This is a genomic window from Jiangella endophytica (assembly GCF_003427025.1).
Lineage (GTDB): Bacteria > Actinomycetota > Actinomycetes > Jiangellales > Jiangellaceae > Jiangella > Jiangella endophytica.
This window is the reverse complement of record NZ_QVAI01000011.1, coordinates 226,775-251,894: the sequence shown is the minus strand read 5'-3', so window position 1 is coordinate 251,894 and position 25,120 is coordinate 226,775. Positions and strand designations below refer to the sequence as shown.

21 protein-coding genes are annotated in these 25,120 nt (G+C 73.5%); 19 read left to right on the top strand and 2 right to left on the bottom strand.

Features of this window, described 5'->3' with window-relative positions:
* Positions 1–696 precede the first annotated feature (696 nt).
* Both DZA62_RS22245 and DZA62_RS22240 read left to right on the top strand, forming a co-directional pair.
* Positions 697–1,266: a hypothetical protein gene (locus tag DZA62_RS22245; RefSeq protein ID WP_198664053.1), complete on the top strand. Its 570-nt coding sequence runs from the start codon at positions 697–699 to the stop codon at positions 1,264–1,266.
* 925 nt (positions 1,267–2,191) lie between these two features.
* Positions 2,192–2,662 (top strand): single-stranded DNA-binding protein, encoded by a 471-nt coding sequence (locus DZA62_RS22240; protein WP_116951122.1) that lies wholly within the window; start codon positions 2,192–2,194, stop codon positions 2,660–2,662.
* On the opposite strand, the gene DZA62_RS22235 is transcribed toward DZA62_RS22240, so the two are convergent.
* The gene (locus DZA62_RS22235) at positions 2,627–3,868 is read right to left on the bottom strand and encodes a DUF1015 family protein (RefSeq protein ID WP_116951121.1); all 1,242 of its coding nucleotides are present in this window, start codon (positions 3,866–3,868) and stop codon (positions 2,627–2,629) included. The two genes, DZA62_RS22240 and DZA62_RS22235, sit on opposite strands and share 36 nt — an antisense overlap.
* Before the next feature lie 66 nt (positions 3,869–3,934).
* Between DZA62_RS22235 and DZA62_RS22230 the strand changes: the two genes are divergently transcribed.
* The 17 genes from DZA62_RS22230 (at position 3,935) to DZA62_RS22150 (ending at position 24,408) form a co-directional block, all read left to right on the top strand.
* The gene (locus tag DZA62_RS22230) at positions 3,935–5,143 is read left to right on the top strand and encodes an HAD-IIA family hydrolase (protein ID WP_116951120.1); all 1,209 of its coding nucleotides are present in this window, start codon (positions 3,935–3,937) and stop codon (positions 5,141–5,143) included.
* Between the two features lie 10 nt (positions 5,144–5,153).
* Entirely contained in the window at positions 5,154–5,498 is a 345-nt protein-coding gene (locus DZA62_RS22225) for a hypothetical protein (protein WP_116951119.1), read from the top strand.
* Positions 5,470–6,312 carry a TlyA family RNA methyltransferase gene (locus DZA62_RS22220; RefSeq protein WP_116951118.1) on the top strand — a complete coding sequence of 281 codons (843 nt, stop codon included), beginning with the start codon at positions 5,470–5,472 and terminating at the stop codon, positions 6,310–6,312. Before DZA62_RS22225 ends, DZA62_RS22220 begins: the two co-directional genes overlap by 29 nt.
* On the top strand, positions 6,309–7,214 hold the full coding sequence (locus tag DZA62_RS22215; RefSeq protein WP_198664052.1) for an NAD kinase: 906 nt from the start codon (positions 6,309–6,311) through the stop codon (positions 7,212–7,214). The genes DZA62_RS22220 and DZA62_RS22215 overlap by 4 nt, the downstream gene beginning before the upstream one ends.
* A 236-nt stretch (positions 7,215–7,450) precedes the next feature.
* Positions 7,451–9,193: a DNA repair protein RecN gene (gene recN, locus DZA62_RS22210; protein ID WP_116951117.1), complete on the top strand. Its 1,743-nt coding sequence runs from the start codon at positions 7,451–7,453 to the stop codon at positions 9,191–9,193.
* Between the two features lie 42 nt (positions 9,194–9,235).
* On the top strand, positions 9,236–11,251 hold the full coding sequence (locus DZA62_RS22205) for a Vps62-related protein (RefSeq protein ID WP_116951116.1): 2,016 nt from the start codon (positions 9,236–9,238) through the stop codon (positions 11,249–11,251).
* Between the two features lie 15 nt (positions 11,252–11,266).
* Positions 11,267–12,400 (top strand): hypothetical protein, encoded by a 1,134-nt coding sequence (locus DZA62_RS35860; RefSeq protein WP_157987832.1) that lies wholly within the window; start codon positions 11,267–11,269, stop codon positions 12,398–12,400.
* Between the two features lie 14 nt (positions 12,401–12,414).
* Entirely contained in the window at positions 12,415–12,831 is a 417-nt protein-coding gene (locus DZA62_RS22195) for an RDD family protein (RefSeq protein ID WP_198664051.1), read from the top strand.
* Entirely contained in the window at positions 12,828–13,367 is a 540-nt protein-coding gene (locus DZA62_RS22190) for a potassium channel family protein (protein ID WP_116951114.1), read from the top strand. Before DZA62_RS22195 ends, DZA62_RS22190 begins: the two co-directional genes overlap by 4 nt.
* 45 nt (positions 13,368–13,412) lie before the next feature.
* Complete coding sequence (locus DZA62_RS22185) at positions 13,413–13,811, top strand: SHOCT domain-containing protein (protein WP_116951113.1); 399 nt, start codon at positions 13,413–13,415, stop codon at positions 13,809–13,811.
* Between the two features lie 17 nt (positions 13,812–13,828).
* Positions 13,829–16,183, top strand: coding sequence for a sulfatase-like hydrolase/transferase (locus DZA62_RS22180; RefSeq protein WP_116951112.1), 2,355 nt, complete (start codon positions 13,829–13,831; stop codon positions 16,181–16,183).
* A gap of 517 nt (positions 16,184–16,700) precedes the next feature.
* The gene (steA, locus tag DZA62_RS22175; protein WP_116951111.1) at positions 16,701–17,885 is read left to right on the top strand and encodes a putative cytokinetic ring protein SteA; all 1,185 of its coding nucleotides are present in this window, start codon (positions 16,701–16,703) and stop codon (positions 17,883–17,885) included.
* 1 nt (position 17,886) lies between these two features.
* Positions 17,887–18,867, top strand: coding sequence for a copper transporter (locus DZA62_RS22170; RefSeq protein ID WP_116951110.1), 981 nt, complete (start codon positions 17,887–17,889; stop codon positions 18,865–18,867).
* Entirely contained in the window at positions 18,864–19,676 is an 813-nt protein-coding gene (locus DZA62_RS22165) for a hypothetical protein (protein WP_116951109.1), read from the top strand. Before DZA62_RS22170 ends, DZA62_RS22165 begins: the two co-directional genes overlap by 4 nt.
* Before the next feature lie 4 nt (positions 19,677–19,680).
* Positions 19,681–21,276, top strand: a complete 1,596-nt coding sequence (gene murJ / locus DZA62_RS22160; RefSeq protein ID WP_116951108.1) for a murein biosynthesis integral membrane protein MurJ — start codon at positions 19,681–19,683, stop codon at positions 21,274–21,276.
* A gap of 96 nt (positions 21,277–21,372) precedes the next feature.
* Positions 21,373–22,464 (top strand): glycosyltransferase family 4 protein, encoded by a 1,092-nt coding sequence (locus DZA62_RS22155; RefSeq protein ID WP_116951107.1) that lies wholly within the window; start codon positions 21,373–21,375, stop codon positions 22,462–22,464.
* A gap of 294 nt (positions 22,465–22,758) precedes the next feature.
* Entirely contained in the window at positions 22,759–24,408 is a 1,650-nt protein-coding gene (locus DZA62_RS22150; protein ID WP_116951106.1) for a CTP synthase, read from the top strand.
* A gap of 154 nt (positions 24,409–24,562) precedes the next feature.
* Here DZA62_RS22150 and DZA62_RS22145 read toward each other — a convergent pair whose 3' ends face one another.
* The gene (locus tag DZA62_RS22145; protein WP_116951105.1) at positions 24,563–25,099 is read right to left on the bottom strand and encodes a TetR/AcrR family transcriptional regulator; all 537 of its coding nucleotides are present in this window, start codon (positions 25,097–25,099) and stop codon (positions 24,563–24,565) included.
* Between the last annotated feature and the right edge of the window lie 21 nt (positions 25,100–25,120).

The window sequence follows — 25,120 nt, the reverse complement described above, 5'->3', positions numbered from 1 at the left end:
CGCTCGTCTGGTCCGCGTTCCGGTGACGACTCGCGCGGCGGTGGCCGCCCCTCCGGCGGCCAGGGCGGTCGCTCGTACAGCCGACGACCGGACGACGACTCCCGTGGCGGCGAACGTTCCTCTGGCGGTGGACGGTCCTACGGCGAACGCTCCCGAGACGATTCGCGTGGCAGCGATCGCCCCAGTGGTGGCGGCCGCCCCTACAGTCAGCGTTCCGGTGACGACCCGCGCGGGCGCGGTCGCCGCGATGACGGTGGGTCCGACTCGGGCGGCCGGCGCAGCGGTCCCGGTGGCGGCCGGTCCTACGGCCCTCGTTCCGGCGACGACTCCCGTGGCGGCGACCGTCCCTCGGGTAGTCGCGGCGGCGATCGAGGTTCCGGCTCGTCCGGCGGCAGCTGGGGCGACCGTTCGTCCGGGGGCCGCGCAGGTGGCCGTCCCAGCGGCGGCCGCGGTGGCGACCGACCCGGTGGCGAGCGCCGTGGCGGCGGCCCCGGTGGTGGTAGCGGCGACCGTGGGCCGCGCGGAGGCGCGTCCCGTGGCCCCACAGGCGAGGCAGACCGCTCTCGGACGGCTCCGGGACCGAGCAGCGCGCCCCGCGTCCCCGACCCCATCGTCGACGAGGACGTCACCGGTCGCGAGCTCGACGAGGAGATCAGGTCCGAGCTCAGCGCGCTGTCGGGCCAGATGGCGGCCGCCGTGGCGCGGCACCTGGTGATGGCTCAGCGCCTGCTCGACGACGACCCTCAGCAGGCGTACGAGCACGCGATGGCCGCGCGGCGGAAGGCCGGTCGCATCGGCGTGGTCCGCGAGGCCGCCGGTGTTGCGGCCTACCTGGCCGGCAAGTACTCCGACGCGCTCGCCGAACTGCGCGCCGCCCGCCGGATGACCGGCTCGGCCGAGTACCTCCCCATGATGGCCGATGCCGAGCGTGGCCTCGGCCGGCCTCGTCGAGCACTCGACCTCTCGCACGATCCCGCCGTCACGGGTCTCGACACCGCTGGTCGCATCGAGATGCTCATCGTGGCTGCCGGCGCCCGGCGCGACCTCGGCGATCACGAGGCCGCGGCGGTATCGCTGCAGGTCCCCGAGCTGCGATCCAACTCCCGCGCGGAATGGGTCGTCCGGCTCCGCTACGCCTACGCCGATGCTCTGCTCGCCGCCGGCCGCGACAAGGAGGCCCGCCGGTGGTTCCAGCGGTCTGCCGAGGCCGACGTCGACGGCGAGACCGACGCCGCCGAGCGGGCGGCCGAGCTCGGCGAGGACTGACCACCCTCCCGGCGCCCGCGTCGGCGGCAGGCCCGGACGACAGGGCGAGGCAACAGAGCCAGGCCGCCACGCCCGGGCGCCGGGCTCGGGCCGGACGGTACGGGCCCGCCTAGCGCCAGCTCCGCGACCTCGGCGACGTCTGCGGGCGCTGGCGCGGTCGGGCGGACGCGACCGCCCCGGGGCCGGCGCCTCACGCGCGTTCGCGCACCGTCGTCGCGTTCCGATCCGACCGCTGTCGCGGCGGGAACGCCGGCGCCGTCATTCGCGCCGGTGCCGACGATGCGGCACGCCTCGAGCTGATCGTGGCCGCGGGCCGGCCCAGCCCGACGGTGAACCGGCGGCCGGGCGGGGCAGCGTGGACCGCTTCGTGAGTGAGACGTCGGTGGCACTGACGGAGGCTGCGTCAACCGCGAGACGTCGGGGCTGCTCGGGCGTCGGCGGCTGGGCCGGGGCGGCAGGGGGCACGGGCTGCTGGCGGTTGGTTCGGCTCGCTGTGTGCTGTCGGCTGGGCCGGAGCGGCAGCGGAGCCGGGCTGCTGGACGTTCCGCTCACGGAGGACCGGCGGCGCAGAGGCCCAGGCCGCACGCCGCCTGATGCTCCACTCACAGGAGCCTCGTCCGGCGCCGCCGTTCAAGGCCCGCACGCCTACCGCGTACGGTCCCGCCGGATCGGGGCACCGCTGGCCTCTGTGCGCCCGCACCGCGAGCCACTCACCCGGCGCCGACCATCTGAGGAGAATCCGGTCCGGACGGCGGCGACCTGCCCCGGCATCCCGTCGCGAGACGGTCCCGCTCGTCCCCGTCCACAGCCCTAACCACTTCCGTCGCTCATCCACAATTCGGCATTCCACGGCTGCACACACCCCTCTGCCCCACCCACCCTTGAGGCAGATCCCGATTCCCCCATCAGCCGAAGGAGCAGCACGATGAGAGCGACAACGAAGCCGGTCGAGCATTCCAACGAGGTCCGGCTCATCGGCAGACTGTCCGTCGAACCTGAGGCGGTCATGCTGCCCAGCGGTGATGAGATCGTGACGACCCGTCTGGTCGTCCAGCGACCACGGCCGCCGGCCGGCGTTCCGGCTCCCCGCCGGGTCGACACCGTCACCTGCACCGCGTGGGGGCCCGCGCAGCGACGTAGCCTGCGCGTCCTCGACCAGGGCGACACCGTCGAGATCACTGGGGCTCTCCGCCGCCGGTTCTGGCGCTCGGGCGCCGGCCCTGGTCAGAGCACCTTCGAGATCGAGATCGAGACGGCCAGCCTCCTGATCCGCGAGCCGCCACCGACACCGAAGAAGCGCGCGGCGAAAGCGCCCGTCGCGGCGGCACCGCCGCAGCCGGAACCACCGCCCGAAAGGCGCCTAGTGCTGATCGGGGGCGAGGTCGCGCATCAGTAGCCCCGTCCACGGCTTCGGCCCGAAGGACGTCGACTTGCGCGGCATCCGCTCGCCACGAGACGCCAGAGCCAGCACGTCCGCCAGTGCGGGCGGTCGCACCAGCACAGCGAGCCCCGCGTCGCGTGCAGCTGCGCGAAGCGCGTCGCGGCCGTCGTGGTGGTACGTCACACGCAGGTCGGCGTCGTCGACGTCCCACAGGTAGGCCAGCAGCACGTCCACCAGCACTGCCGCGTCCAGCGTGCCCCAGCCGTCGGGCCGCTCGGCCGGCAGCGCGTCGGCGACCACCGACGCGCGCGGTGCGCGCAGCAGCGCCTGCCGCCGCCCGTCACCGATGACGAACGCAGTGCCACGCTCGGCCTCGAGTGCGGCGGTGGGGTCGTCATCGGCAGCGAGCGCGACGACGTCGAACGCCTTGGCAGCGGCGGCCGCCGCATCGTCGAGGGATAGGCCTGCGACGCTGCGGTGGATGCCGCGCAGCTCCAGCGGATGCCGAGCGGCGTCGACCAGCAGGGCCAGGCCGTGGTCGGTGCCGGCTGGTGCGGGGTCGGCCGCGTGCACGGCCCGGTAGGCGGCGAACCGATGGTGTCCGTCGGCGATCAGCGCGGTGCGGCCGGCCAGGTCGGCGGCCACGGCGTCGAGCTCGGGGGGATGATCCACGCGCCAGAGCCGGTGTGTCTCACCGGCGACCGTGAACTCCAGGTGCGGCACCGTGCCGGCCGTGTGGTCGACGACCTCGCTGGCCGCGCCGCCGCCGTCATACGTCAGCAGGATCGGCTCGAGCTGCATCCGGGTCGCGTTCATCAGCGCGGCACGGTCGGCCACCGGGCCGGGAAAGGTGTTCTCGTGTGGAAGAACGGGGCCGTCGAGGCCGATGCCACCTACCAGGCCGATCGCAGCGCCACCGGAGGTCACGTGTTCGTAGACGTACAACGCCGGAGCCGGGTCGCGGCGAAGCACGCCGGCCTCGCGCCACTCCCGCAGCGTCTGCGCGGCCCGGGCGTAGCGGTCGCCGTCACCGGGCAGGGCGCGGGGGAGCGTCAGGTGGACGATGTTGTGCGGGTCGTGCGCCTCGAACTCCGCGAGCGCACGGTCACCGATCACGTCGTACGGCGGGCACACCACCGCAGCCAGGTCGGTGCCGGGTGCGTAGGTCGTCGCGCGGAACGGCGACAGCCGCAGCGGCGGTGGCGGCCCGGCGGAGGTCATCTAGCGGATGGTACGCGGGCTGGTCCGGCTGCCCGGCTGCGCCCGCCGGGTGAACCGGCTGGGAGGATGGGTGTCGTGCAGCCCTTGACCCAGACCTACGACGTCGCCCTGCTCGACCTCGACGGTGTCGTCTACATCGGCGCCCACCCGGTGCCGCACGCGCCCGAGGCGTTGCGGCAGGCTCGTGCGGCCGGCATGCGGCTGGCGTTCGTCACCAACAACGCCTCCCGCCCACCGGAGCGGGTCGCGGTGCACCTCACCGAGATCGGTGTCGACGCTCGGCCCGACGAGGTCGTCACGTCGGCGCAGGCCGCCGCCCGGCTGCTGGCCGAGCAACTGCCGAGTGGTTCGAAGGTGCTGGTGGTCGGCGGCGAAGGGCTCGAGGTCGCGTTGCGCGAGCAGGACCTCGTCCCGGTCTCCGGCGCCGACGACGGACCGGTCGCGGTCGTGCAGGGCTTCTCGCCGAAGGTCGGCTGGCCGATGCTCGCCGAAGGCACCTATGCCGTGGCGTCCGGACTCCCATGGGTCGCCACCAACACCGACCCCGTCGTCCCGACCGACCGCGGCCGGGCCCCGGGCAACGGCACGTTGGTCGACGCGATCCGGACGGCCACGGGGCGCGAACCGGTCGTCGCGGGCAAGCCGGAGCCGCCGATGCATCGTGAGGCGATGCTGCGTTCCCAGGCGACGCGACCGCTGGTGGTCGGCGACCGCCTCGACACCGACGTCGAAGGGGCCAATGCCGCCGGCGCGGACAGCCTGCTGGTGCTCACGGGCGTCACCGATCCGATCGACCTCGTGCAGGCGCCGCCGCGGCTGCGCCCAACCTACGTCGGACACGACCTGCGCGCGCTGGCGCAGCCGGCCGACGCGTTGTCGGTCCGTGCGGGCGAGGCGAAGGTGGGCGACTGGCATGCGGTCGTCGAGGGCGGCGAACTGCGGCTCGCTCGGGTCCCGGCGGACGGTTCCCGCTCGGGCGGTCCCGGCACGCACGGGTCTGCCGTGGGCGAAGTCGGCGTCGAAGGGGCGGGCCGGGGCGGAGACGGCGCAGACGAGTTCAGCGCGGGTGCGGGTGCGGGCGGTGCGGGCAACGGCGGTGCGGGTGCGGACGGTGCGGGCGACGGCGGCCTGGACGCGCTGCGGGCCGTGTGCGGCGCGGTCTGGGCCGCTGCCGACGCCGCCGGGGAAGGCAGCGGGAGCTCCGTCGATCCTGTGTCGGTCCGGGCTGCGCTCGATGCCGCTCGAATCACCCGCCCGTCCACGCGGCCGTACTAGCGTTACCGTCATGCGGGAACTGATGGACGACGGCGGAAGCGGCGACGCCCAGGTCGACGAGGCGGTGCGCACGCTCGAGTCGCTCGAGGGGCTGCCGGTGCACGAGCACGCCCCGATGGTCGAGCGGGTCCATCAGGTGCTGCTGGACCGCCTGGCCGGCGAGCCCGACGCGTTGCCGGAGGACGACTCCGACGCGCTGTCGGCTGCCGAGCACGACGCGGCGGCCGGCGACGACCACGGTGAGTCCGCTTCACCCGGTCGGCCGACGCCCTACGGGGGGACCGCTGGTGACGGCGCGGGCTCGGGTTCTGGCGGGGCTGCGGGCTATGCCGGTCCCGGCGACGGCGAAGGCTGACCGCCCGGTGCCACCTCGACGACGCCTCGATGCGGAGCTGGTGCGCCGTGGCCTGGCCCGCTCGCGTGAGCACGCCGCCACGCTGGTCGGCGACGGCCGGGTGATGGTGAGTGGACGGGTCGCGACGAAGACGGCGACGGCCGTCGACCCTGCCGATGCGGTGCTGGTGACCGACCCGGTCGAGGGCGACGAGTACGTCTCGCGCGGCGGGCACAAGCTGGCCGGCGCGCTCGACGCGTTCGAGCCGGCCGGGCTGACGGTCGCCGGTAAGCGTTGCCTCGATGCCGGCGCGTCGACCGGCGGCTTCACCGACGTGCTGTTGCGGCGCGGGGCGGCGTCCGTCGTGGCGGTCGACGTCGGGTATGGGCAGTTGGCGTGGTCGCTTCGGTCGGACGCGCGGGTCGAGGTGCACGACCGCACGAACGTCCGCGACCTGTCGGCGGACATCGTGGGGGAGCCGGTCGCCGTCGTGGTGGGCGACCTGTCGTTCATCTCTCTGCGACTGGTGCTCGGCCCGCTGGTCGCGGTCAGCCGGCCCGACGCCGACTTCGCGCTCATGGTGAAGCCGCAGTTCGAGGTCGGGAAGGACCGCGTCGGCAAGGGCGGCGTCGTGCGCGATCCGGCGCTGCGGGCAGAGGCCGTGGCCGACGTCGCACGGGCGGCCGGCGACCTGGGCCTCGGCGTCAACGGCGTCACCGCCAGTCCGCTGCCCGGCCCGTCCGGCAACGTCGAGTACTTCCTCTGGATGCGGGCCGGCGCTCCCGAAGTCCGCAAGGAAGACGTCCAGCGCGCAGTAGAGGAAGGGCCGCAATGACCCGCACGGTGCTGCTCGTCACCCACACCGGACGCGAGGAGGCCCGACAGGTCGCCGCCAAGGTGATCGACAAGCTCAGCGCGGCCGGCGTCGCCGTGCGCGTCATGGCCGACGAGCGTCACGACATCGACATCCCCGAGTCCGACAGCCGGGTCGCCGCGGTCGTCGCCGAGGGCGATCCGAATGCCGCTGACGACTGCGAGCTGGTCGTGGTCATCGGCGGCGACGGGACGATCCTGCGCGGCGCCGAGGTCGCCCGCACCACCAGCACGCCCATCCTCGGGGTCAACCTCGGCCACGTCGGCTTCCTCGCCGAGTCCGAGGTCGACGACCTCGGATTCACCGTCGACCACATCGTCAAGCGCAACTACACCGTCGAGGAGCGCATGACCATCGACGTCCTCGTGCGGCACGACGGCACGCAGACCGCGGCCGGCTGGGCGCTCAACGAGGTCAGCGTCGAGAAGGCCAGCCGCGAACGCATGCTCGACCTCGTCGCCGAGATCGACGGCCGGGCGCTCTCACGCTGGGGCTGCGACGGCGTCGTCATGGCCACCCCGACGGGGTCGACGGCGTACGCGTTCAGCGCCGGGGGCCCGGTGGTGTGGCCGGAGGTCGAGGCGCTGCTGATGGTCCCGATCAGCGCGCACGCCTTGTTCGCCCGCCCGCTCGTGGTCGCGCCGACGTCCGTCATGGCGGTGACGGTGCAGCACCGCACCCGCGGCGCGGTCCTCTGGTGCGACGGACGTCGCGCGGTCGAGGTGCCGCCCGGCGCCCGGGTCGAGGTCTGCCGCGGGTCGCAGCCGGTCCGGCTGGCGCGGCTGCACACCGCTCCGTTCACCGACCGGCTGGTCGCCAAGTTCGCCCTCCCGGTCGAGGGCTGGCGAGGCCCGCGTTCATGACCCGCCGCGACCGCCCGGCCGCGCCGGCGCCCGCACCGACGCCGAGGCCGAGGCCCGGGCCGGCCCGCAGCGTTCCTGATGCGCGGGCTGGGGGTCGACGGTTCGAGTCTGCTCTGGGGCGGCGTGTCCGTGGTCGTCCGACGCGTTTCCGCCCGGCCGGCGCCCCGGATCAACCACGCATCCACCGACAAGTCGCTCCCGCGTTCGGCGGCAGCGCGACGGTAGGCTGAGGTCCCGTGCTTGAGGAAATCCGTATCCGTGGACTCGGCGTCATCGACGACGCCCAACTCGAGCTGGGGCCCGGGCTCACCGTCGTCACGGGCGAGACCGGCGCCGGCAAGACCATGGTGCTGACCGGCCTCAACCTGCTCATGGGCGGTCGCGCCGACGGCGGCGCCGTCCGCACCGGCACCCGTCGAGCGCTGGTCGAGGGCCGCGTCACCATCGACGCCGGCGGAACGGTCGCCGAGCGGGCCGCTGAGGCGGGCGCCGAACTCGAGCCGGCCGGCAGCACCGGCAAGGGCAGGAACAAGAAAGAACGCGTCGAACTGCTGCTCAGCCGCACCGTCATGGCCGAGGGCCGGTCCCGCGCGCACGTCGGCGGGCACAGCGCCCCGGTGAGCCTGCTCGGCGAGCTGGCCGACGGGCTCGTCGCGGTGCACGGGCAGAGCGACCAGCAGCGCCTCCTCAGGACATCGCGGCAGCTCGCGGCCCTCGACCGCTATGCCGGGGCGTCGGTCGCCGAGCCACTGGCCGACTACGCCATCCGCTACGCCAGGCTCCGCGCCGTCGAGGCCGAGCTGGACGAGGTCACGACGAAGGCCCGCGAGCGCGCCCAGGAGGCCGACCTGCTCCGGCTCGGGCTCGGTGAGGTCGAGTCCGTCGACCCACAGCCCGGCGAGGACGACGCCCTGCGCGCCGAGGAGGGCCGGCTCGCGCACGCCGACGCCCTGCGCACCGCCGCCGTCACCGCGCACCAGGGGCTGTCCGGCGACGAAGCCGTCCCGGACGCGCCCGACGTGCTCAGCCTGCTGGCCCAGGCCCGCCAGGCACTCGACCCCGAACGCGACCACGACCCCGAACTGGCCGGCCTGGCCGACCGGCTCGCCGAGGCCGCCTACCTGGTCGGCGACGTCGCCGCCGACCTCGCCTCGTACGGCGCCGGCGTCGACACCGACCCCGAGCGGCTGGCCGGTGTCCAGTCGCGCCGCGCCGCGCTCACCGCGCTGACCCGCAAGTACGGCGAGACCCTCGACGAGGTGCTGGCCTGGGCCGAGGCCGGGTCACGCCGGTTGCTCGAGCTCGACGGCGACGATGACCGGGTGTCGGCGCTCGGGCAGGAGCGGGAGTCGCTGACGGCCGAGCTGGGCGACCTCGCCGCCACCATCACCAAGGCGCGCACCGAGTCCGCCGCCCGGTTCGCCGACGACGTCAGCGTCGAGCTCACCGCGCTCGCCATGCCGCACGCCCGCATCGTCGTCGAGGTCCGCCCCCGCGACGGCTTCGGCCCGACCGGCGTCGACGACGTCGAGATCCTGTTCACCGGCCACAACGGCGCCCAGCCGCGGCCGCTCGACAAGGGTGCGTCCGGCGGCGAGCTGTCGCGGCTCATGCTGGCCATCGAGGTCGTGTTCGCCGGCGCCGACCCGGTCCCGACGTTCGTGTTCGACGAGGTCGACGCGGGGGTCGGCGGCAAGGCGGCGGTCGAGGTCGGCCGCCGGCTGGCCATGCTCGCCCAGCACGCACAGGTCCTCGTCGTGACGCACCTGCCGCAGGTCGCGGCGTTCGCCGACCAGCACCTCAAGGTCGTCAAGTCCGACGACGGCCGCGTCACCAGCAGCGGCGTCGAGACGCTCGACGACACCGGCCGTGTGAGCGAGCTGTCGCGCATGCTCGCCGGCCTCGAAGGATCGGCCTCGGCGCGGGCGCACGCCGAGGAGCTGCTCGAGACCGCGGCGAGCTCGAAACGGGGTCGCTGAACCTCCTGCCCGCGGGCCCGGCGCGAGGCTAGGGTGAGCGCCATGGTCCCGGCGCTGCTCGCCCTCGTAGCCGTCGCCGCGACGACGGTCCCGGCGGCCCAGGCGCAGGCCGAGGCCGCGACGACGCCCACGACGGTCTCGACCAGCGCGGCGTCGACGGCGATCCCCGTCGACGCCGTCCCGCTCGCGGACGGCCCGCGTTCGGCCGTTCGGATGCAGGAGCCCGCGGAGGAGGAACTCGTCCAGCGCTACGCGCCCGTCGTGCGGGTCCGCGAGCAGCTGGAGCCGTGCGGCAACGGTGAGCCGTATCCGCCGACCGACGTCGACGTGCTGATGGACAACGACGGGGTCGCGCTGCGCGGGCCGTGGACCACGAACGACCTGGTCGAGATCGCACCGAGCGCCGACGACCTCGGCGCCGGGCTGCTGGACTACCACCTCGACTTCCCCGGCGACCCGCTGAACCCCGGCTGCGGCTACGAGCAGTGGGGGCGCGCGATCAGCCGCGGCACCGTCCCGACGGTCTACGGCCGCGTCGTCGAGGACGCCGCCCGGCCCGAGCAGACCGCCGTCCAGTACTGGTTCTTCTACGTCTTCAACGACTTCAACAACCTGCATGAGGGCGACTGGGAGATGATTCAGCTCGTCTTCGACGCCCCAGACGCCGAGGCCGCACTGGACGTCGACCCTACGAGCATCGGCTACAGCCAGCACTCCGGCGCCGAGCGGGCCGGCTGGGGCGACGACAAGCTGGAGATCGTCGACGGCACACACCCGGTCGTCTATCCGGCGGAGGGGTCGCACGCGAACTTCTTCACCCCGGCGCTCTACCTCGGCGCCAGCTCCGCGACCGGTGTCGGCTGCGACGACACCACCGGGCCGCACACCCAGCTGCGCACCCGCACCGACGTGATCCCTACCGACGACTACGTGTCCGAGTACCCGTGGCTGGGGTTCCAGGGCCACTGGGGCGAGCGGCAGGAGTCCTTCTACAACGGTCCCACCGGCCCGAACATGAAGAGCCAGTGGACCGCGCCGATCCGCTGGTCCGAGACGAGCTGGCGCGACACCAGTGCGACCGTCCCACTCGGCGCGTCGCTGGGGCCGAGCGCCACCGACGCGTTCTGCGGCGTCGTCGCGACCGGGTCGAACCTGCTGCGTCAGCTGGTGCGCAACCCACCGGCCGTCCTGCTGGGCCTGGCCGTCCTCGTCGCGGCCATCGCCGCCGTCGCCAGCCGCACCCGCTGGGGACCCGGCGACCCGTACCCCGTCATGCAGCGGCGCAGCTGGGGGCGCATCATCGTCGCCGCACGGCGTATGTACGCGCGGCATCCGTTGCTGTTCATCGGGATCGGGCTGGTCTACATCCCGGTCATGCTGATCGCGGCCGGACTGCAGTGGGTGCTGGTCGAAGCGGGCGAGCTGACGTCGCTGGTCGACACCGACGGCGACCAGAACGCGGCGACGGTGTTCATCGTGGTGCTGATGGGCGGCGCCATCTCGCTGCTCGCGTACTTCTGCGTGGTCGCGGCGACGGCCGAGGCGCTGCGCGACCTCGACGCCGGGGAACGGGTGACCGTGCTGTCGGCGTACCGCGCGGTGCGCGCGAAGCTGCGGCCGCTGGCGTTGGTGGCGGCGCGGCTGGTGGTCATCGTCTGGGCGCTGCTGCTGTTCGTCGTAACGGCGCCGCTCGCGCTGATCTACGCGGTCCGCAACGGGTTCGCCGTCCAGGCGGTCATGATGGAGGACCACCGCGCCGGCACGGCGTTCCATCGCAGCCGCGAGGTGGTCCGCGGCCAGTGGTGGCGCGCGACGGCGGTCGGAGCGCTCGTCGTGGGGCTGGGTGCGATCACCGGACCGCTGGTCGGGATCGTCCTGCTGCTGGTGTCCGACGGCTCGTTCAACGTCATCAACGTCATCACCGCGCTGGTCTATGTGGTGACCATCCCGTTCGTCGCGCTGGTGCTCGGCTACCTCTACGTCGACCTGAGCCTGCGGGCCGGATCACCTGAGGCGGGTGAGGACCGGCCGGACGTGCCCGCGGGAGCCTTGCCGTGAGGGTGAGGTGGCGCGATGGGCACGGACGAGACGGACGGCGTGCGGCGGCGACCGGCGCCGGTACGGGCGGCCGGACGGGCCGGACGTGTGCTGGCGGGCGGCGCCGGACTGGCCGTCCGCGGGCTGACGGACCTGGTCAAGCCGCCGCGGGCGCGGGACTGGACGGCTGACGGTCGCGTGGGCCCGCCGCCACCACCGGCCGGTCGCGGGGAGACCGGGGCGATCGCGTGGGCGGCGGCCGGCCGGCTGGGGGAGGCGGCGCTCGGCTTGGCCGCGCTGACCAGTCGCCGCGTGCTGGACGTCGCGGCGGGCGTGGCGATGCCGATGGAGGCCGCGGCATCGGTGACGGTCCGCGCCGGCGCGTTCGTCGCCGGCCGGACGGGGCTGGCGGGACGGATCGACCGTCTGGCCGGCGTCGGCCGCGAGCAGCAGCGCCGGAACGAGGGTGAGGCGGCGCTGCTGCTCCGGACGGCGTGGCGGCGCTCGGTGGCCCGCGTCGTCGAGGAGACGGACGTCGACGCGGTCCTCGACGAGGTCGACGTGAACGGGATCGTCCGGCGGGTGGACGTCGACGCGATCGTGGGCCGGGTCGACCTCGACACCGCCGTGAGCCGCGTGGACGTCGACGAGGTGGTGCAACGCGTGGATCTGGACGCCGTCGTGACGCGGTTGCGGGTGCCGGAGCTGGTCGAGCGGGTGCTCGACGACATCGACCTGGGCCGGATCGTGCGGGAGTCCAGCGCCGGCATGGCCGCCGAGACGGTCGACGCGGTGCGGGCGCGCAGCGCCGACGCCGACCGGGTGATCAACGGCTTCGTCGACCGCGTCGTCCTGCGCCGGGCGCCTCGCGACACCGTTCGGACGCCGGCCGACCGGCCTCGCGAGGTGACTGCTGGGCCGGCGAACGGTGCGCCGCCTGCGGACGGCGGGGGTGGCCCGGCGGCTGGTGGGCGGGACGCGGGCCTGGCGGACGAGGACGCGAGGTCCGGGGACGAGCCGGCCGCTGGTGGGGCCGTTGCCGGCCCGCCGGCCGGTGAAGGGCCGGCCGAGGCTGAGCGGGCCACGGAGGAGCCGACCGGTGCGCCGGACACCGGCACGTCGGCCGATGACGAGGGCGGACTCGAAGGGCCGGGGCGAGCGCCGCCGTGAGCGGAGCGGGTCTGGTGTCCCGGGTTGCCGCCGCACTGGTCGACGTCGCTGTGGTGGCGGCGGCGACGGCGCTGGTGGGGGTGACACTCAGCGGGATCCGGTACACGCTGGAGGGGCCGCCGTTCGCGCTCCCGTCGTTCCCCGGATGGGCCTTCGGAGCTGGGCATTCGGTGCTGGTCGTCGCCTATCTGACCACCGGTTGGGCCTTGATCGGCCGCACGCCGGGCCAGTTGGTGCTCGGGCTGCGCGTGCTCGCGCCCGGGGGAGGGCTGCCCGGCGTCCCCCGGGCGCTCGTCCGCGCTCTGGTCGTCGTCGTGTTCCCGATCGGGGTGCTGTGGACGCTGTTCAGCCGCGACTCCCGCGCCGTCCACGACCTGGTCGCGAGGACGACGATGGTCCACGACCCGCCGGTGAGAGAGGTCGCGCGATGAGGAACATCCTGCGCAGCGTCGGCACGCTGGCCTGCACGATCCTGGTCTACTACACGCTGCCGCTGGGTCCGCCGGACGCCCCGCCGGAGATCGTCGGTGCCACGGCCTTCGTGGCCGGGGTCGCCGGGCTGATCTGGCTGACGCTGCACGAGGTCCGCCGGTTCGCCGCCCACCTCGACCAGGCCAAGGCCCGGGTGTCCGGCCTGCTGACCGTGTTGTACGTCGTCGTGGTGTTCTTCGCGCTCGCGTACTACCTGATGGAACGCAACGACCCGGACCAGTTCGCCGGCCTGGAGACCCGCACCGACGCGCTCTACTTCGCCATCGTGACGCTGGGCACCGTCGGCTACGGCGACGTGCACGCCGCCGGGCAGGAGGCGCGGATCGCGGCGATGGTGCAGATCGTCTTCGACCTGGTCGTGATCGGCGCGCTGTTCGCCGTCGCGTCGTCGCAGATCGCGCACCGGATGAGTGTCGTGCGCGCCGGTCAGGACCGCGGGGACGCCGAACCGCCCGGGATCACCCGCCCGGGGTGAGGAAGCCGGCGCCGCGAAGCGGGATTCTGCCTCCGGAGGTGGACCATGGACGACTACCCGCTCCTGAACCTGTTCCTGACGATGCTCTGGTTCTTCCTGTTCATCGCCTGGATCTGGCTCCTGGTGACACTGCTCACCGACGTGTTCCGCAGCAAGGACCTGGGCGGCTGGACGAAGGCGCTGTGGACGATCTTCATCCTGGTGCTGCCGCTGTTCGGTGCGCTGATCTACCTGATCGCGCGCGGCTCCGGTATGGCCGAGCGGATGGCGGCCGACTACCAGCGCCGCGACGAGGCGTTCCGCGAATACGTCCGCGACGCGGCCGGCAGCAACGGCGACGGCACGAGCACCGCTGACGAGCTGACGAAGCTGGCCAGGCTGCGCGACGAGGGGGTGATCAGCGCCGAGGAGTTCGCGACGCAGAAGGCGAAGCTGCTGGTCTGACCGAGGAGGAGCGGGCGATGCCGCTGACCGAGTACCCGGCCGGGCGGGCGTTCCCGGGCGTCGTGGGCCGGACGTTCGACGTGTCCGAGCCGGCCTGGCCGGAGCCGCGGCGTGCGGCCGACGACGCGCCGAACGTCCTGTTCGTCATCCTGGACGACACCGGCTTCGGCCAGTTGGGCTGCTACGGCAGTCCGATCGAGACACCGAACCTGGACCGCCTGGCCGAGGGCGGCCTGCGGTACGCCAACATGCACACGACGGCGCTGTGCTCGCCGACGCGGTCGTGCGTGCTGACCGGCCGCAACCACCACTCGAACCACATGGCCGGCATCACCGAGATCTCCACCGGCTTCCCGGGCTACGACGGCTACATCCCGTTCGAGAACGGCTTCCTGTCCGAGACGCTGCTGGGCCACGGCTACAACACCTACGCCGTCGGCAAATGGCACCTGACCCCGGCCGACCAGACGTCGGCAGCCGGGCCGTACGACCGCTGGCCGCTGGGCCGCGGCTTCGAGCGCTACTACGGCTTCATGGGCGGTGACACCCACCAGTACTACCCGGAGCTGACCCGCGACAACCACCGCGTCGAGCCGCCGCGGACGCCGGAGCAGGGCTATCACCTCACCGAGGACCTCGCCGACACCGCGATCGCGTTCATCGCCGACGCCAAGCAGGTCGCGCCGAACAAACCGTTCTTCCTCTACTTCGCCACCGGCGCCATGCACGCGCCGCACCACGTGGCGCGCGAGTGGGCCGACCGGTACGCGGGCGTGTTCGACGACGGCTGGGACGCTTACCGCGAGCGGGTGTTCGCCCGGCAGCGTGAGCTGGGGCTGCTCCCGTCCGACGCGGAACTGTCCCGGCACGACCCGGACGTGCAGCTGTGGCAGGACTGCAGCGACGACGAGCGCCGCCTCTATGCCCGGATGATGGAGGTGTTCGCCGGGTACCTCACGCACACCGACCACCAGATCGGGCGGCTCCTGGACTTCCTCGACGACCTCGGCGAGCTGGAGAACACACTGGTCATGGTCCTGTCGGACAACGGGGCCAGCGCGGAGGGCGGGCCGACCGGCTCGGTCAACGAGAACAAGTTCTTCAACTTCGTGCCGGAGTCGCTGGAGCAGAACCTCGCCGCGATCGACGAGCTCGGCGGGCCGAAGCACTTCAACCACTACCCGTGGGGCTGGGCGTGGGCCGGCAACACGCCGTTCCGCCGCTGGAAGCGAGAGACCTACCGGGGCGGCGTCAGCGACCCGTTCATCGTGCACTGGCCGCGCGGGATCGCCTCGCACGGCGAGGTGCGCCACCAGTACGCACACGCGATCGACCTGGTCCCGACGGTGCTCGACGCGCTCGGGCTGGAGCCGCCGGACCAGCTCCGCGGCGTGACGCAGGCGCCGCTCGAAGGCGTCAGCTTCGCCTCCACCTTCGACGACGCGGACGCACCCACCCGGCACGTCACCCAGTACTTCGAGATGCTCGGGACCCGCGCGATCCACCACGGCGAGTGGCGTGCTGTCTGCCCGTGGCCGGGCCCGTCGTTCGCCGAGTCCGGGCGCCCGTTCGGCACCCCGATCACGGACCAGGAGCTGACCACACTCGACGCGACCGGCTGGGAGCTGTACCACGTCACGGAGGACCCGACGGAGAACCACGACCTCGCCGCCGAACACCGCGACGTTCTGATCGAGCTGATCGCCCAGTGGTACGTCGAGGCCGGCAAATACAACGTCCTGCCGGTCGACGGACGGGGCCAGCAGCGCCTCGCGGAGGAGCGGCCGATGATCGCCCCGCCGCGGACCCGCTACGTCTACCGGCCGGGGACGCAGGAGGTGCCGTCGGTGGCGGCGCCACGGCTGGTCAACCGGGCGCACACGATCACGGCGCTGGTCACGGTCCCGGACGACGGCGCCGAGGGCGTGCTGGTCTCACAGGGCGGCGTCGACGGCGGCTTCACGTTCTTCCTGCGCGACGGGCGCCTGCACTACGTCTACAACTACGTCGCGGACCAGGAGTTCCACGTCGTCTCCGACGGCACCGTCCCGCCCGGCCGGCACGCGCTGAGCTTCGAGTTCGCGCCGACGGGGGAGGCCCGGACCACGGAGGGGAAGGGCACGCCCGGCACCGCGACCCTGTTCGTCGACGGTGTCGCGATCGGCTCCGGCGAGCTGCCGGTGACGATTCCCATCGCCATGGGACTGGCGTCGGGTGTCGCCGTCGGCGCGGACGCCGGCTCGCCGGTCACCCAGGTGTACTCGGCGCCGTTCCCGTTCACCGGCGACATCGACCGCGTCGTCTACGACGTGTCCGGTGACGGCATCGTCGACCACGAGGCGGAGATCCGGATCGCGCTGGCGCGCCAGTGACCCCAGCCTGACCGGCCGTTGCGGGCCAGACGGCTGCCCGAGCCGGGCGCCTTCGGCCGGGACAGTGGGCTCAGGTGGCCGGTTCAGGTGATCGGCTCAGGTGACCGGTTCAGGCGACCGGCTCAGGTGTTCGGCGCTGGTGCTCGGGCAGTGGCCGGCTGACCTGCCCGGTAGGGCTCGTGCGCCTGCTTCAACGGAGGTCCGCCCACGGTGGCGGCGGCTCGCCGGTGCGGGAGCACACAGGACGTGGGGCCGGCGTGCGCGGGGCCGATGCGCGGCCGCGGCCGCGTGCCGCAACCGGCTGCCGCGCCGCCCGCCGCGCCGTCCGCCGCCTCTTCCGCAGGGTCGTCCAGCGAGCGGTTCAGGAGGCCGTCCGCTCGCCCGTTCCGCACCGCCGCACCCGGCCCGGCCGGTCCCCGCCGGGACCGCCGAACGGCCCGGGTGAAGCTGGGAGAATCGGCCAACACACGCCGGACCGATGCGGTGTTACGCGTCCGGACATGGCAGGATTCGCTTGGTGAGGATGCCTGCACTGCGCCGCCGCAAGCCCGATGACCTGCCCGGGGTCAGCGGCGTCGTGCGCCTCGATCACCGCACGAAGAACTTGACGAAACGCCTCAAACCGGGCGAGATCGCCGTCATCGATCACCTCGACCTCGACCGCGTCTCCGCCGAAGCGCTCGTCGCCTGTCAGGCCGGCGCGGTCGTCAATGTCCGCCCGTCGGTCAGCGGCCGCTACCCGAACCTGGGGCCCGACATCATCGTCCGGGCCGGCATCCCGCTGGTCGACGACGTCGGACCCGATCTGTTCAGCGCCGTCAAAGAGGGCGAGCGGCTGCGCGTCGACGGCACCACGCTGTACCGCGACAGCACCGGCGACACCGTCGGCGTCGGCATCCGGCACGACGAGGAGAGCCTCGCCAAGCTGATGAGCGCGGCCCGCGAGGGCCTGTCCGCGCAGCTCGAGGCGTTCGCCGCCAACACCATGGAGTTCCTCAAGCGCGAGCGCGAGCTGCTCCTCGACGGCGTCGGCGTGCCCGAGATCCGCACCGACCTCGAGGGCCGGCACGTCCTCATCGTCGTGCGGGGGTACGACTACAAAGAAGACCTCGCGACTCTGCGGCCGTACATCCGCGAGTACGACCCCATTCTCATCGGCGTCGACGGCGGCGCCGACGCGCTGCTCGAGGTCGGGCAGAAGCCCGACCTGATCGTCGGCGACATGGACTCCGTGTCCGACGACGCACTGTCCAGCGGCGCCGAGCTCATCGTGCACGCCTACCGCGACGGCCGCGCGCCGGGCCTGGGCCGGCTGGAGCGCATGGGGTTGTCGGGCGTCCCGTTCGCGGCCACCGGCACCAGCGAGGACATCGCCATGCTGCTGGCCGACGACAAAGGCGCCAGCCTCATCGTGGCCGTCGGCACGCACGCCACCCTGGTCGAGTTCCTCGACAAGGGCCGTTCCGGGATGGCCAGTACGTTCCTCACCCGGCTGCGGGTGGGCAGTAAGCTCGTCGACGCCAAGGGCGTGAGCCGGCTCTACCACAGCAGCGTCCCCACGTGGATGCTGGCCGTGCTCATCATCGCCGGCATCACGGCGGTGGTCGCCGCCATGAACGCGACCCCGACCGGCCAGGCCTACCTCGACATCGTGGGCTCGTGGTGGGACCGCTTCTACTTCTGGGTGCAGGGACTCTTCTGACGTGATCGACTTTCGCTACCACCTGGTCTCGATCATCGCCGTCTTCTTCGCGCTGGCGGCAGGCATCGTGCTCGGCGCTGGCCCGCTCGGCGACACCGTCGACGACACACTGGCCGAGCAGACCTCTTCGCTGCGCGACGAGAACCGCGAGCTGCGCCAGCAGCTCGAGGCCACCGAGGCCGACACCGCATATCAGCAGGCCTTCCTCGAGGAGGTCACGCCGCGCCTGGTCACCGGCCAGCTCGAGGGCGAGTACGTCGGCGTCATCGCGCTCCCGGGTGCCGACGAGGAGACCGTCACCGCCGTTCGCGAGACTCTGGCCCAGGCGGGCGCGACGGCCGACCTCACGGTCCGCATCGAGCCGACGTGGACCGACCCCGACTCCGAGCCGGTGCTCGACGAGCTGGCCAGCACCCTCGTGTCGTCCGGCACCGAACTGCCGACCGAGGGCGGCGGGTACGCCCGCGGCGCCGCGGTGCTGGCGTCCGCGCTGATGGCGCCGCCGACCGAGCCCGGCGCCTCGCACGAGACCGTCGACACCGCCACGGTCACGGCGTTCGAGGAGTCCGACCTCATCACGCTCGAGCAGGACGCCTCGGTGGCGCCGTCGCTCGCGGTGCTGGTCGCCGGCAACGTCTCCGGCGACGACGCGGGCGACCGGCTGGACCGCCTGGCCACGCTCGTGGGCAGCATCGACGCCGCCGACGCCGGCACCGTCGTGGCCGGTCCGGCCTCGACCGCCGAGGACGGCCTGCTGCGCACCATCCGCGACAACGGCGACCTCGCCGAGGTCGTGTCCACCGTCGACTCCGTCGACCTGCCCAGCGGCCGCGCGGCCGTCGTCTTCGCGCTGAGCGAGCAGGCCGGGGGCGGCTCCGGGCAGTACGGCGTGGTCGGCGAGACCGACGGCGCGCTGCCGCCGGTGCCCGAGGAGCCCGGCGCCGCCGTCACCGGCGAGCCGACCGATGGGAGCTCGTCGTGAGGCGCATCGTCGGTTCGCTGGTCGCGGCCGGCGCCGCGGGCGCGGCCGCCTGGCTGGCGGCACGCAAGGTCGCTGAGGCGAAGCCCGGCGGCGCCGAGCGCTGGGAGCGCAAGAACTTCCGCGGCTCGACGGTGACCCTGGCCGCCGGGCCGGCCGTCGCCACGGGTGCCGCCGTCGGCATCGCCGTCGCGCCGGGGCTGCCGGCGCGGGCCCGCACCGCCGGGCTGACCGCCGCGGTCGCCGTCGGTGCCGTCGGGCTCTACGACGACCTGTTCGGCACGACGGCGAGCAAGGGCCTGCGCGGTCACCTCAGCGCCCTGCAGTCCGGCGAGGTGACCAGCGGCGTCGTCAAGATCGGTGTCATCGGTGCGGCCGGGGTCGTGGGTGGCGCGCTGGTCAGCGACAACGTCGTCGATGCCGCCATCGGTGGCGCGGCGATCGCCGGGCACGCCAACCTGCTGAACCTGCTCGACCTGCGGCCGGGCCGGGCCAACAAGACCGTGCTGCTGCACGCGCCGGCCGTCGTGGGCGGCCCCGCGGCGCCGGTGGGTGCGGCCGCCGTCGGAGCCGCGCTGGCCATGCTGCCCGACGACCTCGGCGAGCGGACCATGCTCGGCGACGCCGGCGCCAACACGCTGGGCGCGCTGCTCGGGCTGGCGCTGGTCGCCCGCGAGGGCCGGGCCGCGCGGCTGGCGCACCTGGCCGTCGTCACCGGGCTGACCCTGGCCAGCGAGAAGGTCAGCTTCACCAAGGTCATCGAGCGCACGCCGGTGCTGCGCGAGCTCGACGACCTCGGCCGCCAGCGCTGACGCGGTGAGCGCGCGCCGGGTCGCCGCTGGGGCGGCCGCCGGGATCGCCGGAGGCGCGGCGCTGATCGCCGTGGTCAGCGTGCTGGCCCGGGTCGTCGGCTTCGGCCGCCAGCTGGTCTTCCAGTCGCAGGTCGGCGAGACGCTGCTGGGCAGCGTCTACGCGACCGCCAACGCGATCCCCAACGTCGTCTTCGAGATCGTCGCCGGCGGCGCGCTGGCCGGCGCCGTCGTCCCGTTGCTGGCCGCCGCGGCCGGCCGGGGTGACCACGAGCACGTCCGCCGGACGGTGTCCGCGTTGCTCGGCTGGACGCTGGTGCTGCTGGTGCCGGTCGCGCTGCTCGGGGTGCTGATCGCCGGGCCGCTGATGGAGCTGATGCTCGGCGGCGCCGGCGGCTCCGAGGGCGTCGACGCCGGACGCGCCATGCTGTTGCTGTTCCTGCCGCAGATCCCGCTGTACGGCATCGCCGTCGTGACCGCCGGGACGCTGCAGGCACATCGCCGGTTCCTGGCGGCGGCGCTCGCACCGGTGCTGTCCAGCCTGGTCGTGGCCGGCGCGTACGTAGCGTTCGGCGTGGTGTTCAGCGGCGACGCGAACGACCTGTCGACCCTGGACCGCGGTGACGAACTGGTGCTGGCCGGCGGGACGACGCTCGGCGTGCTCGCGCTGGCGCTGGCGACGTTGCTGCCGATGCTACTGCGGGTGACCGGGCTGCGGCCGACGCTGCGGTTCCCGGACGGCGTTCGTCGGCGGGCGGCGCTGCTGGCCGGCGCCGGGCTGGTCACGCTGGTCGCGCAGCAGCTGGCCTACCTGACGTCGTATCTGATGTCGAACGAGCACGGCGGCACCGGCGGCGCGGTGACGTACCTGAACAGCTGGATGGTGTTCCTGCTGCCGTACGCCGTGCTGGCCGTCCCGATCGCCACGGCGGCGTTCCCGCGGCTGTCCGAGCACGCCGAGACGGCGCGGTCCTCGTACGCCGACGTGCTCGCGCGGTCGACTCGGGCCGTCGTGCTGGTGTCGCTGCTGGGCGCGGCGGTGCTGACCGCGGTGGCCTGGCCGGTGGCCCGGTTCTTCGCCGCGATCGGAGCGGGCGACGCGCCACCGGAACGCATGGCATGGGCGCTGGTCGCCTTCGCGCCCGGGCTGATCGGCTACGGGCTGGTGGCGCACCTCGGCCGGGCCCTCTACGCGCGCGGCCGCGGCAAGACGTCGGCGGCCGCGACAGCAGGCGGCTGGCTGGTGGTCATCGCGCTGGCGGTCGCGCTGACGTCGTCGGTCGGCGAGGACGGCACGACGGCGGCGCTCGGCGTGGCGCACACGGCCGGGCTGAGCGTGGCCGGCGTGCTGCTGCTGGCCGGGATCGTCCGCGACTCCGGCGGGGTCGCGCTGGCCGGGGTGGCGCGGACGTTCGTCGTCGGCGCGGTGGCGGCCGGGGCGGGCGCGGCGGCCGGCTGGGCGGTGGCGTCGGCGTTCGGACCGGGCTCGGCGCTGGAGCTGGTGCTGGCCGGGCTGCTGGCGGCGCTGGCGGTGACGGTGGTCGCGGCAGCCCTGGCCTGGCCCGTCCTCCGCGGCGACCTGCGGGCCCTGCTCCGCCGCTGAGATGATCACGTTAAGTTGGGCTCTTTCCGCTCTACCAGGCATGCATGCCTGGGCAAGCGTGAGCACGCCTGGTGAAGGACCACACGGAGGAGAGAGATGAGGCTGACGATCGTCGTCGGCATGACGGCGGGGGGCGTCGGCATGCATGTCCGGTCGCTGGTCGAGCGGCTGGGCGGGCTCGGGATCGAGGTCGGCGTGGCCGGCCCACCGGAGACGCAGGAACGGTTCGACTTCACCGCCGCCGGCGCCCGGTTCGCGCCGGTCCGCATCGGCAGCGCGCCGAACCCGCCGGCCGACTTCGCCGCCGTCCAGGGGCTGCGGCGGGCGTTCCGCGGCACCGACGCGGTGCATGCGCACGGATTCCGGGCGGCGGCGCTGTCCGGGCTGGCGCTCGGCAGGCGCCGCGAGGGACGGGTCCCGTTGCTCGCGACCTGGCACAACGCGGTCCTCGCGACAGGCCCGAAGCGGGTGCTGATCACCGGCCTGGAGCGGCTGGCGGCGCGCCGGGCCGACGTCACGCTGGGCGTCTCGTCCGACCTGGTCGCCCGGGCCCGTGAGCTCGGCGCGCCGGACGTCCGGCTGGCCCCGGTCGCGGCGCCGCGGGTGCAGCCCGCCAAGCGCGACGCGGACGCCGTCCGGGCCGAGCTCGGTGCGGGGGACCGCCCGCTGCTGCTGGCGGTCAACCGGCTGGCCGAGCAGAAGGGGCTGGACGTCCTGCTGGCCGCCGCGGCCCGCTGGCGCGAACGGACCCCGTCGCCGCTGGTCGTGGTGGCCGGCGACGGTCCGCTGGAGGACGAGCTGAACCGCGCCATCGAGGCCGACGACCTGCCGGTGCGGCTGCTCGGCCGCCGCTCCGACATCCCCGACCTGCTGGGCGCCGCGGACCTCTATGTGCTCACGTCCGTCTGGGAGGGCCGCCCACTGGTCATCCAGGAGGCCATGCAGGTGGGCCTGCCGGTGGTGACGACGGCGGCCGGCGGCGTGCCCGAGCTGGTCGGTGACGGCGCGCGGGTGGTCCCCGTCGGCGACGTGGCCGCCGTCGCCGACGCCGTCGGCGAGCTGCTCGACGACCAGCGGGCCCGGGCCGATCTGGGCGCTCGGGCACGCAGGCAGGCCGAGACCTGGCCGGACGAGGACGACAACGCCCGGCTGGTCGCCGACCTGTGCCGGGACCTCGCCGGGCGTTGACGCACGTTTGGTCCGCCCCCGCCAGCCGCGAGTCCGGCGGGGGCGGTGGCCACCACGGGGGAAAGTGGCCGAAGCCAAACGTACCGGATCAAGATCGGCAAGCCACCCCGATCGGAGAAAGATCTCATCAAGTTCTGTGACGGCGAACACGGGCTGCGGCGAGTCGGCCCGAGCAGGGCCCCGGGACTGTTAGGCTGAAGGTCCGTGGAGCAAAGGTTCAGCGTTTCGTCGCCGAGCCGCCAGTTGACGGATTGACCACGGGAGCCCCTCTTGGCCTTGCAGCCGACTACCCATGTGTTCGTGACCGGAGGAGTCGCCTCCTCCCTCGGTAAGGGGCTCACCGCCTCGTCGTTGGGGAGCCTGCTCACCGCCCGCGGACTGCGGGTCACCATGCAGAAGCTCGACCCGTATCTCAACGTCGACCCCGGCACGATGAACCCGTTCCAGCACGGTGAGGTGTTCGTCACCGAGGACGGAGCCGAGACCGACCTCGACGTCGGCCATTACGAGCGTTTCCTCGACCGCGACCTCGAGGGCTCGGCCAACGTCACCACCGGGCAGGTGTACTCCGACGTCATCGCGAAGGAGCGGCGCGGCGAGTACCTGGGCGACACCGTCCAGGTCATCCCGCACATCACCAACGAGATCAAGGACCGCATGATCGCCATCGGTGAGGGCGACGTCGACGTCGTCATCCACGAGATCGGCGGCACCGTCGGCGACATCGAGTCGCTGCCGTTCCTCGAGGCCGCGCGGCAGGTCCGCCACGACGTCGGCCGCGACCGCTGCTTCTTCCTGCACGTCTCGCTGGTGCCGTACCTCGCGCCGTCGGGCGAGCTGAAGACGAAGCCCACGCAGCACTCGGTCGCCGCCCTGCGCCAGGTCGGCATCACGCCCGACGCCATCGTGTGCCGGTCCGACCGGCCGATCCCGGCGGGCGTGAAGCGGAAGATCTCGCTGATGTGCGACGTCGACGCCGAGGCCGTCGTGGCCGCCGTCGACGCGCCGTCCATCTACGACATCCCGAAGGTGCTGCACGCCGAGGGTCTCGACGCCTACGTCGTCAAGCGGCTCGGGCTGTCCTTCCGCGACGTCGACTGGACGGCGTGGGACGACCTGCTGCGCCGCGTGCACCACCCGCGCCACGACGTCACCGTCGCGCTGGTCGGCAAGTACGTCGACCTGCCCGACGCGTACCTGTCGGTCACCGAGGCGCTGCGGGCCGGCGGTTTCGCCAACGACGCCAAGGTGCACATCCGCTGGGTCCCGTCCGACGAGTGCGAGACGCCCGAGGGCGCCGCGGCCCGGCTGGGCGACGTCGACGGCGTCGTCATCCCGGGCGGGTTCGGCATCCGCGGCATCGAGGGCAAGATCGGCGCCATCCGGTACGCCCGCGAGCACCAGATCCCGACCCTCGGGCTGTGCCTGGGCCTGCAGTGCATGGTCATCGAGTACGCCCGGTCCGAGGCCGGCCTCGTGCAGGCCAGCTCGGCCGAGTTCGACCCCGACACGCCGGAGCCGGTCATCGCGACCATGGAGGACCAGAAGGGCATCGTGGCGGGGAAGGGCGACCTCGGCGGCACCATGCGGCTGGGCTCGTACCCGGCCGTGCTGGGCGAGGGGACGCTGGCCCGCGAGCTGTACGGCGCGGGCCGGGTCACCGAGCGGCACCGGCACCGCTTCGAGGTGAACAACGAGCATCGCGACCGCCTGGTCAAGGCCGGGCTGGTGGTGTCCGGGACGTCGCCCGACGGCACGCTGGTCGAGTTCGTCGAGCTGCCCCGCGACGTCCATCCGTTCTTCGTCGCCACGCAGGCGCATCCGGAACTGAAGTCGCGGCCCACCCGCCCGCACCCGCTGTTCACCGGCCTGGTCGCGGCGGCCGTCAGCAGGCAGCAGGAGACGCAGCTCCCGGTCGACGTCGAGCCGGCCGTCGTCTCCTAGGGTGCGTCTCCCGAGGCCGTGGCCTGCCACAAGGCGGCCGAGACGGGGGCGACGCACCCGGGCTCGTTCGCGGCGCGACGTTGTCGGTGCCCGCCCTTAGGGTGGGCACCACCCGGGCCGGGCGGGTCATGCCTACGGCCCGGCCCGGCGCAGGTCAAGGAGACTGGTTCGCCTCGCGGGTGAGCCGGCGTCGTACCTCGTCCAGCAGGGCGGGGTCCGGCATCGGCAGCCCGGCCAGCGCGCTCAGGTAGAGGCCGTCGCCGACCAGCCGGACGATCTCGGCCGTCACCGGGTCGTCGATGTGCTCACGCAGGATCTCCGCCCACCGGACGAAGCAGTACATCACCAGGCGGCGGGCCTCTTCGCTGGCGACGTCGTTGGTGCGCAGCGCGGCCAGCAGCGACCAGTAGACCGCGCCGTCCTCCGACGACGGCACCGACGTGCGCAGGAAGAAGCCGACGACGTCGTCCGAGCGGAGCGCCTGGTCGAACTCGTCCTCGACCGCGTCGGCCAGCCGCCGGGCCAGCCCGGTGATCAGCGCTTCTTTGGTGGGGAAGTGGTACAGCAGGCCGCCCTTGGAGACGCCGGCGACGCTGGCCACGTGCTCCAGCGTCACCGCGTGCAGGCCCGTCTCGACGAGTATGCGCTCCAGCGCGTCGAGGATGCGATCGCGAGAAGAGGGGCGTGGCACGGGGATGAACCTCGATTCTGA

Bases quoted from the DNA above. Each gene is read 5' to 3' on its own strand.
- DZA62_RS22215 (WP_198664052.1), top strand. From the start codon at position 6,309: ATGACCCGCACGGTGCTGCTCGTCACCCACACCGGACGCGAGGAGGCC.
- DZA62_RS22220 (WP_116951118.1), top strand. From the start codon at position 5,470: ATGCCGGTCCCGGCGACGGCGAAGGCTGACCGCCCGGTGCCACCTCGA.
- DZA62_RS22190 (WP_116951114.1), top strand. From the start codon at position 12,828: ATGAGGAACATCCTGCGCAGCGTCGGCACGCTGGCCTGCACGATCCTG.
- DZA62_RS22225 (WP_116951119.1), top strand. From the start codon at position 5,154: ATGCGGGAACTGATGGACGACGGCGGAAGCGGCGACGCCCAGGTCGAC.
- DZA62_RS35860 (WP_157987832.1), top strand. From the start codon at position 11,267: ATGGGCACGGACGAGACGGACGGCGTGCGGCGGCGACCGGCGCCGGTA.
- DZA62_RS22230 (WP_116951120.1), top strand. From the start codon at position 3,935: ATGGGTGTCGTGCAGCCCTTGACCCAGACCTACGACGTCGCCCTGCTC.
- DZA62_RS22185 (WP_116951113.1), top strand. From the start codon at position 13,413: ATGGACGACTACCCGCTCCTGAACCTGTTCCTGACGATGCTCTGGTTC.
- DZA62_RS22155 (WP_116951107.1), top strand. From the start codon at position 21,373: ATGAGGCTGACGATCGTCGTCGGCATGACGGCGGGGGGCGTCGGCATG.
- DZA62_RS22205 (WP_116951116.1), top strand. From the start codon at position 9,236: ATGGTCCCGGCGCTGCTCGCCCTCGTAGCCGTCGCCGCGACGACGGTC.
- DZA62_RS22180 (WP_116951112.1), top strand. From the start codon at position 13,829: ATGCCGCTGACCGAGTACCCGGCCGGGCGGGCGTTCCCGGGCGTCGTG.
- DZA62_RS22240 (WP_116951122.1), top strand. From the start codon at position 2,192: ATGAGAGCGACAACGAAGCCGGTCGAGCATTCCAACGAGGTCCGGCTC.
- DZA62_RS22235 (WP_116951121.1), bottom strand. From the start codon at position 3,868: ATGACCTCCGCCGGGCCGCCACCGCCGCTGCGGCTGTCGCCGTTCCGC.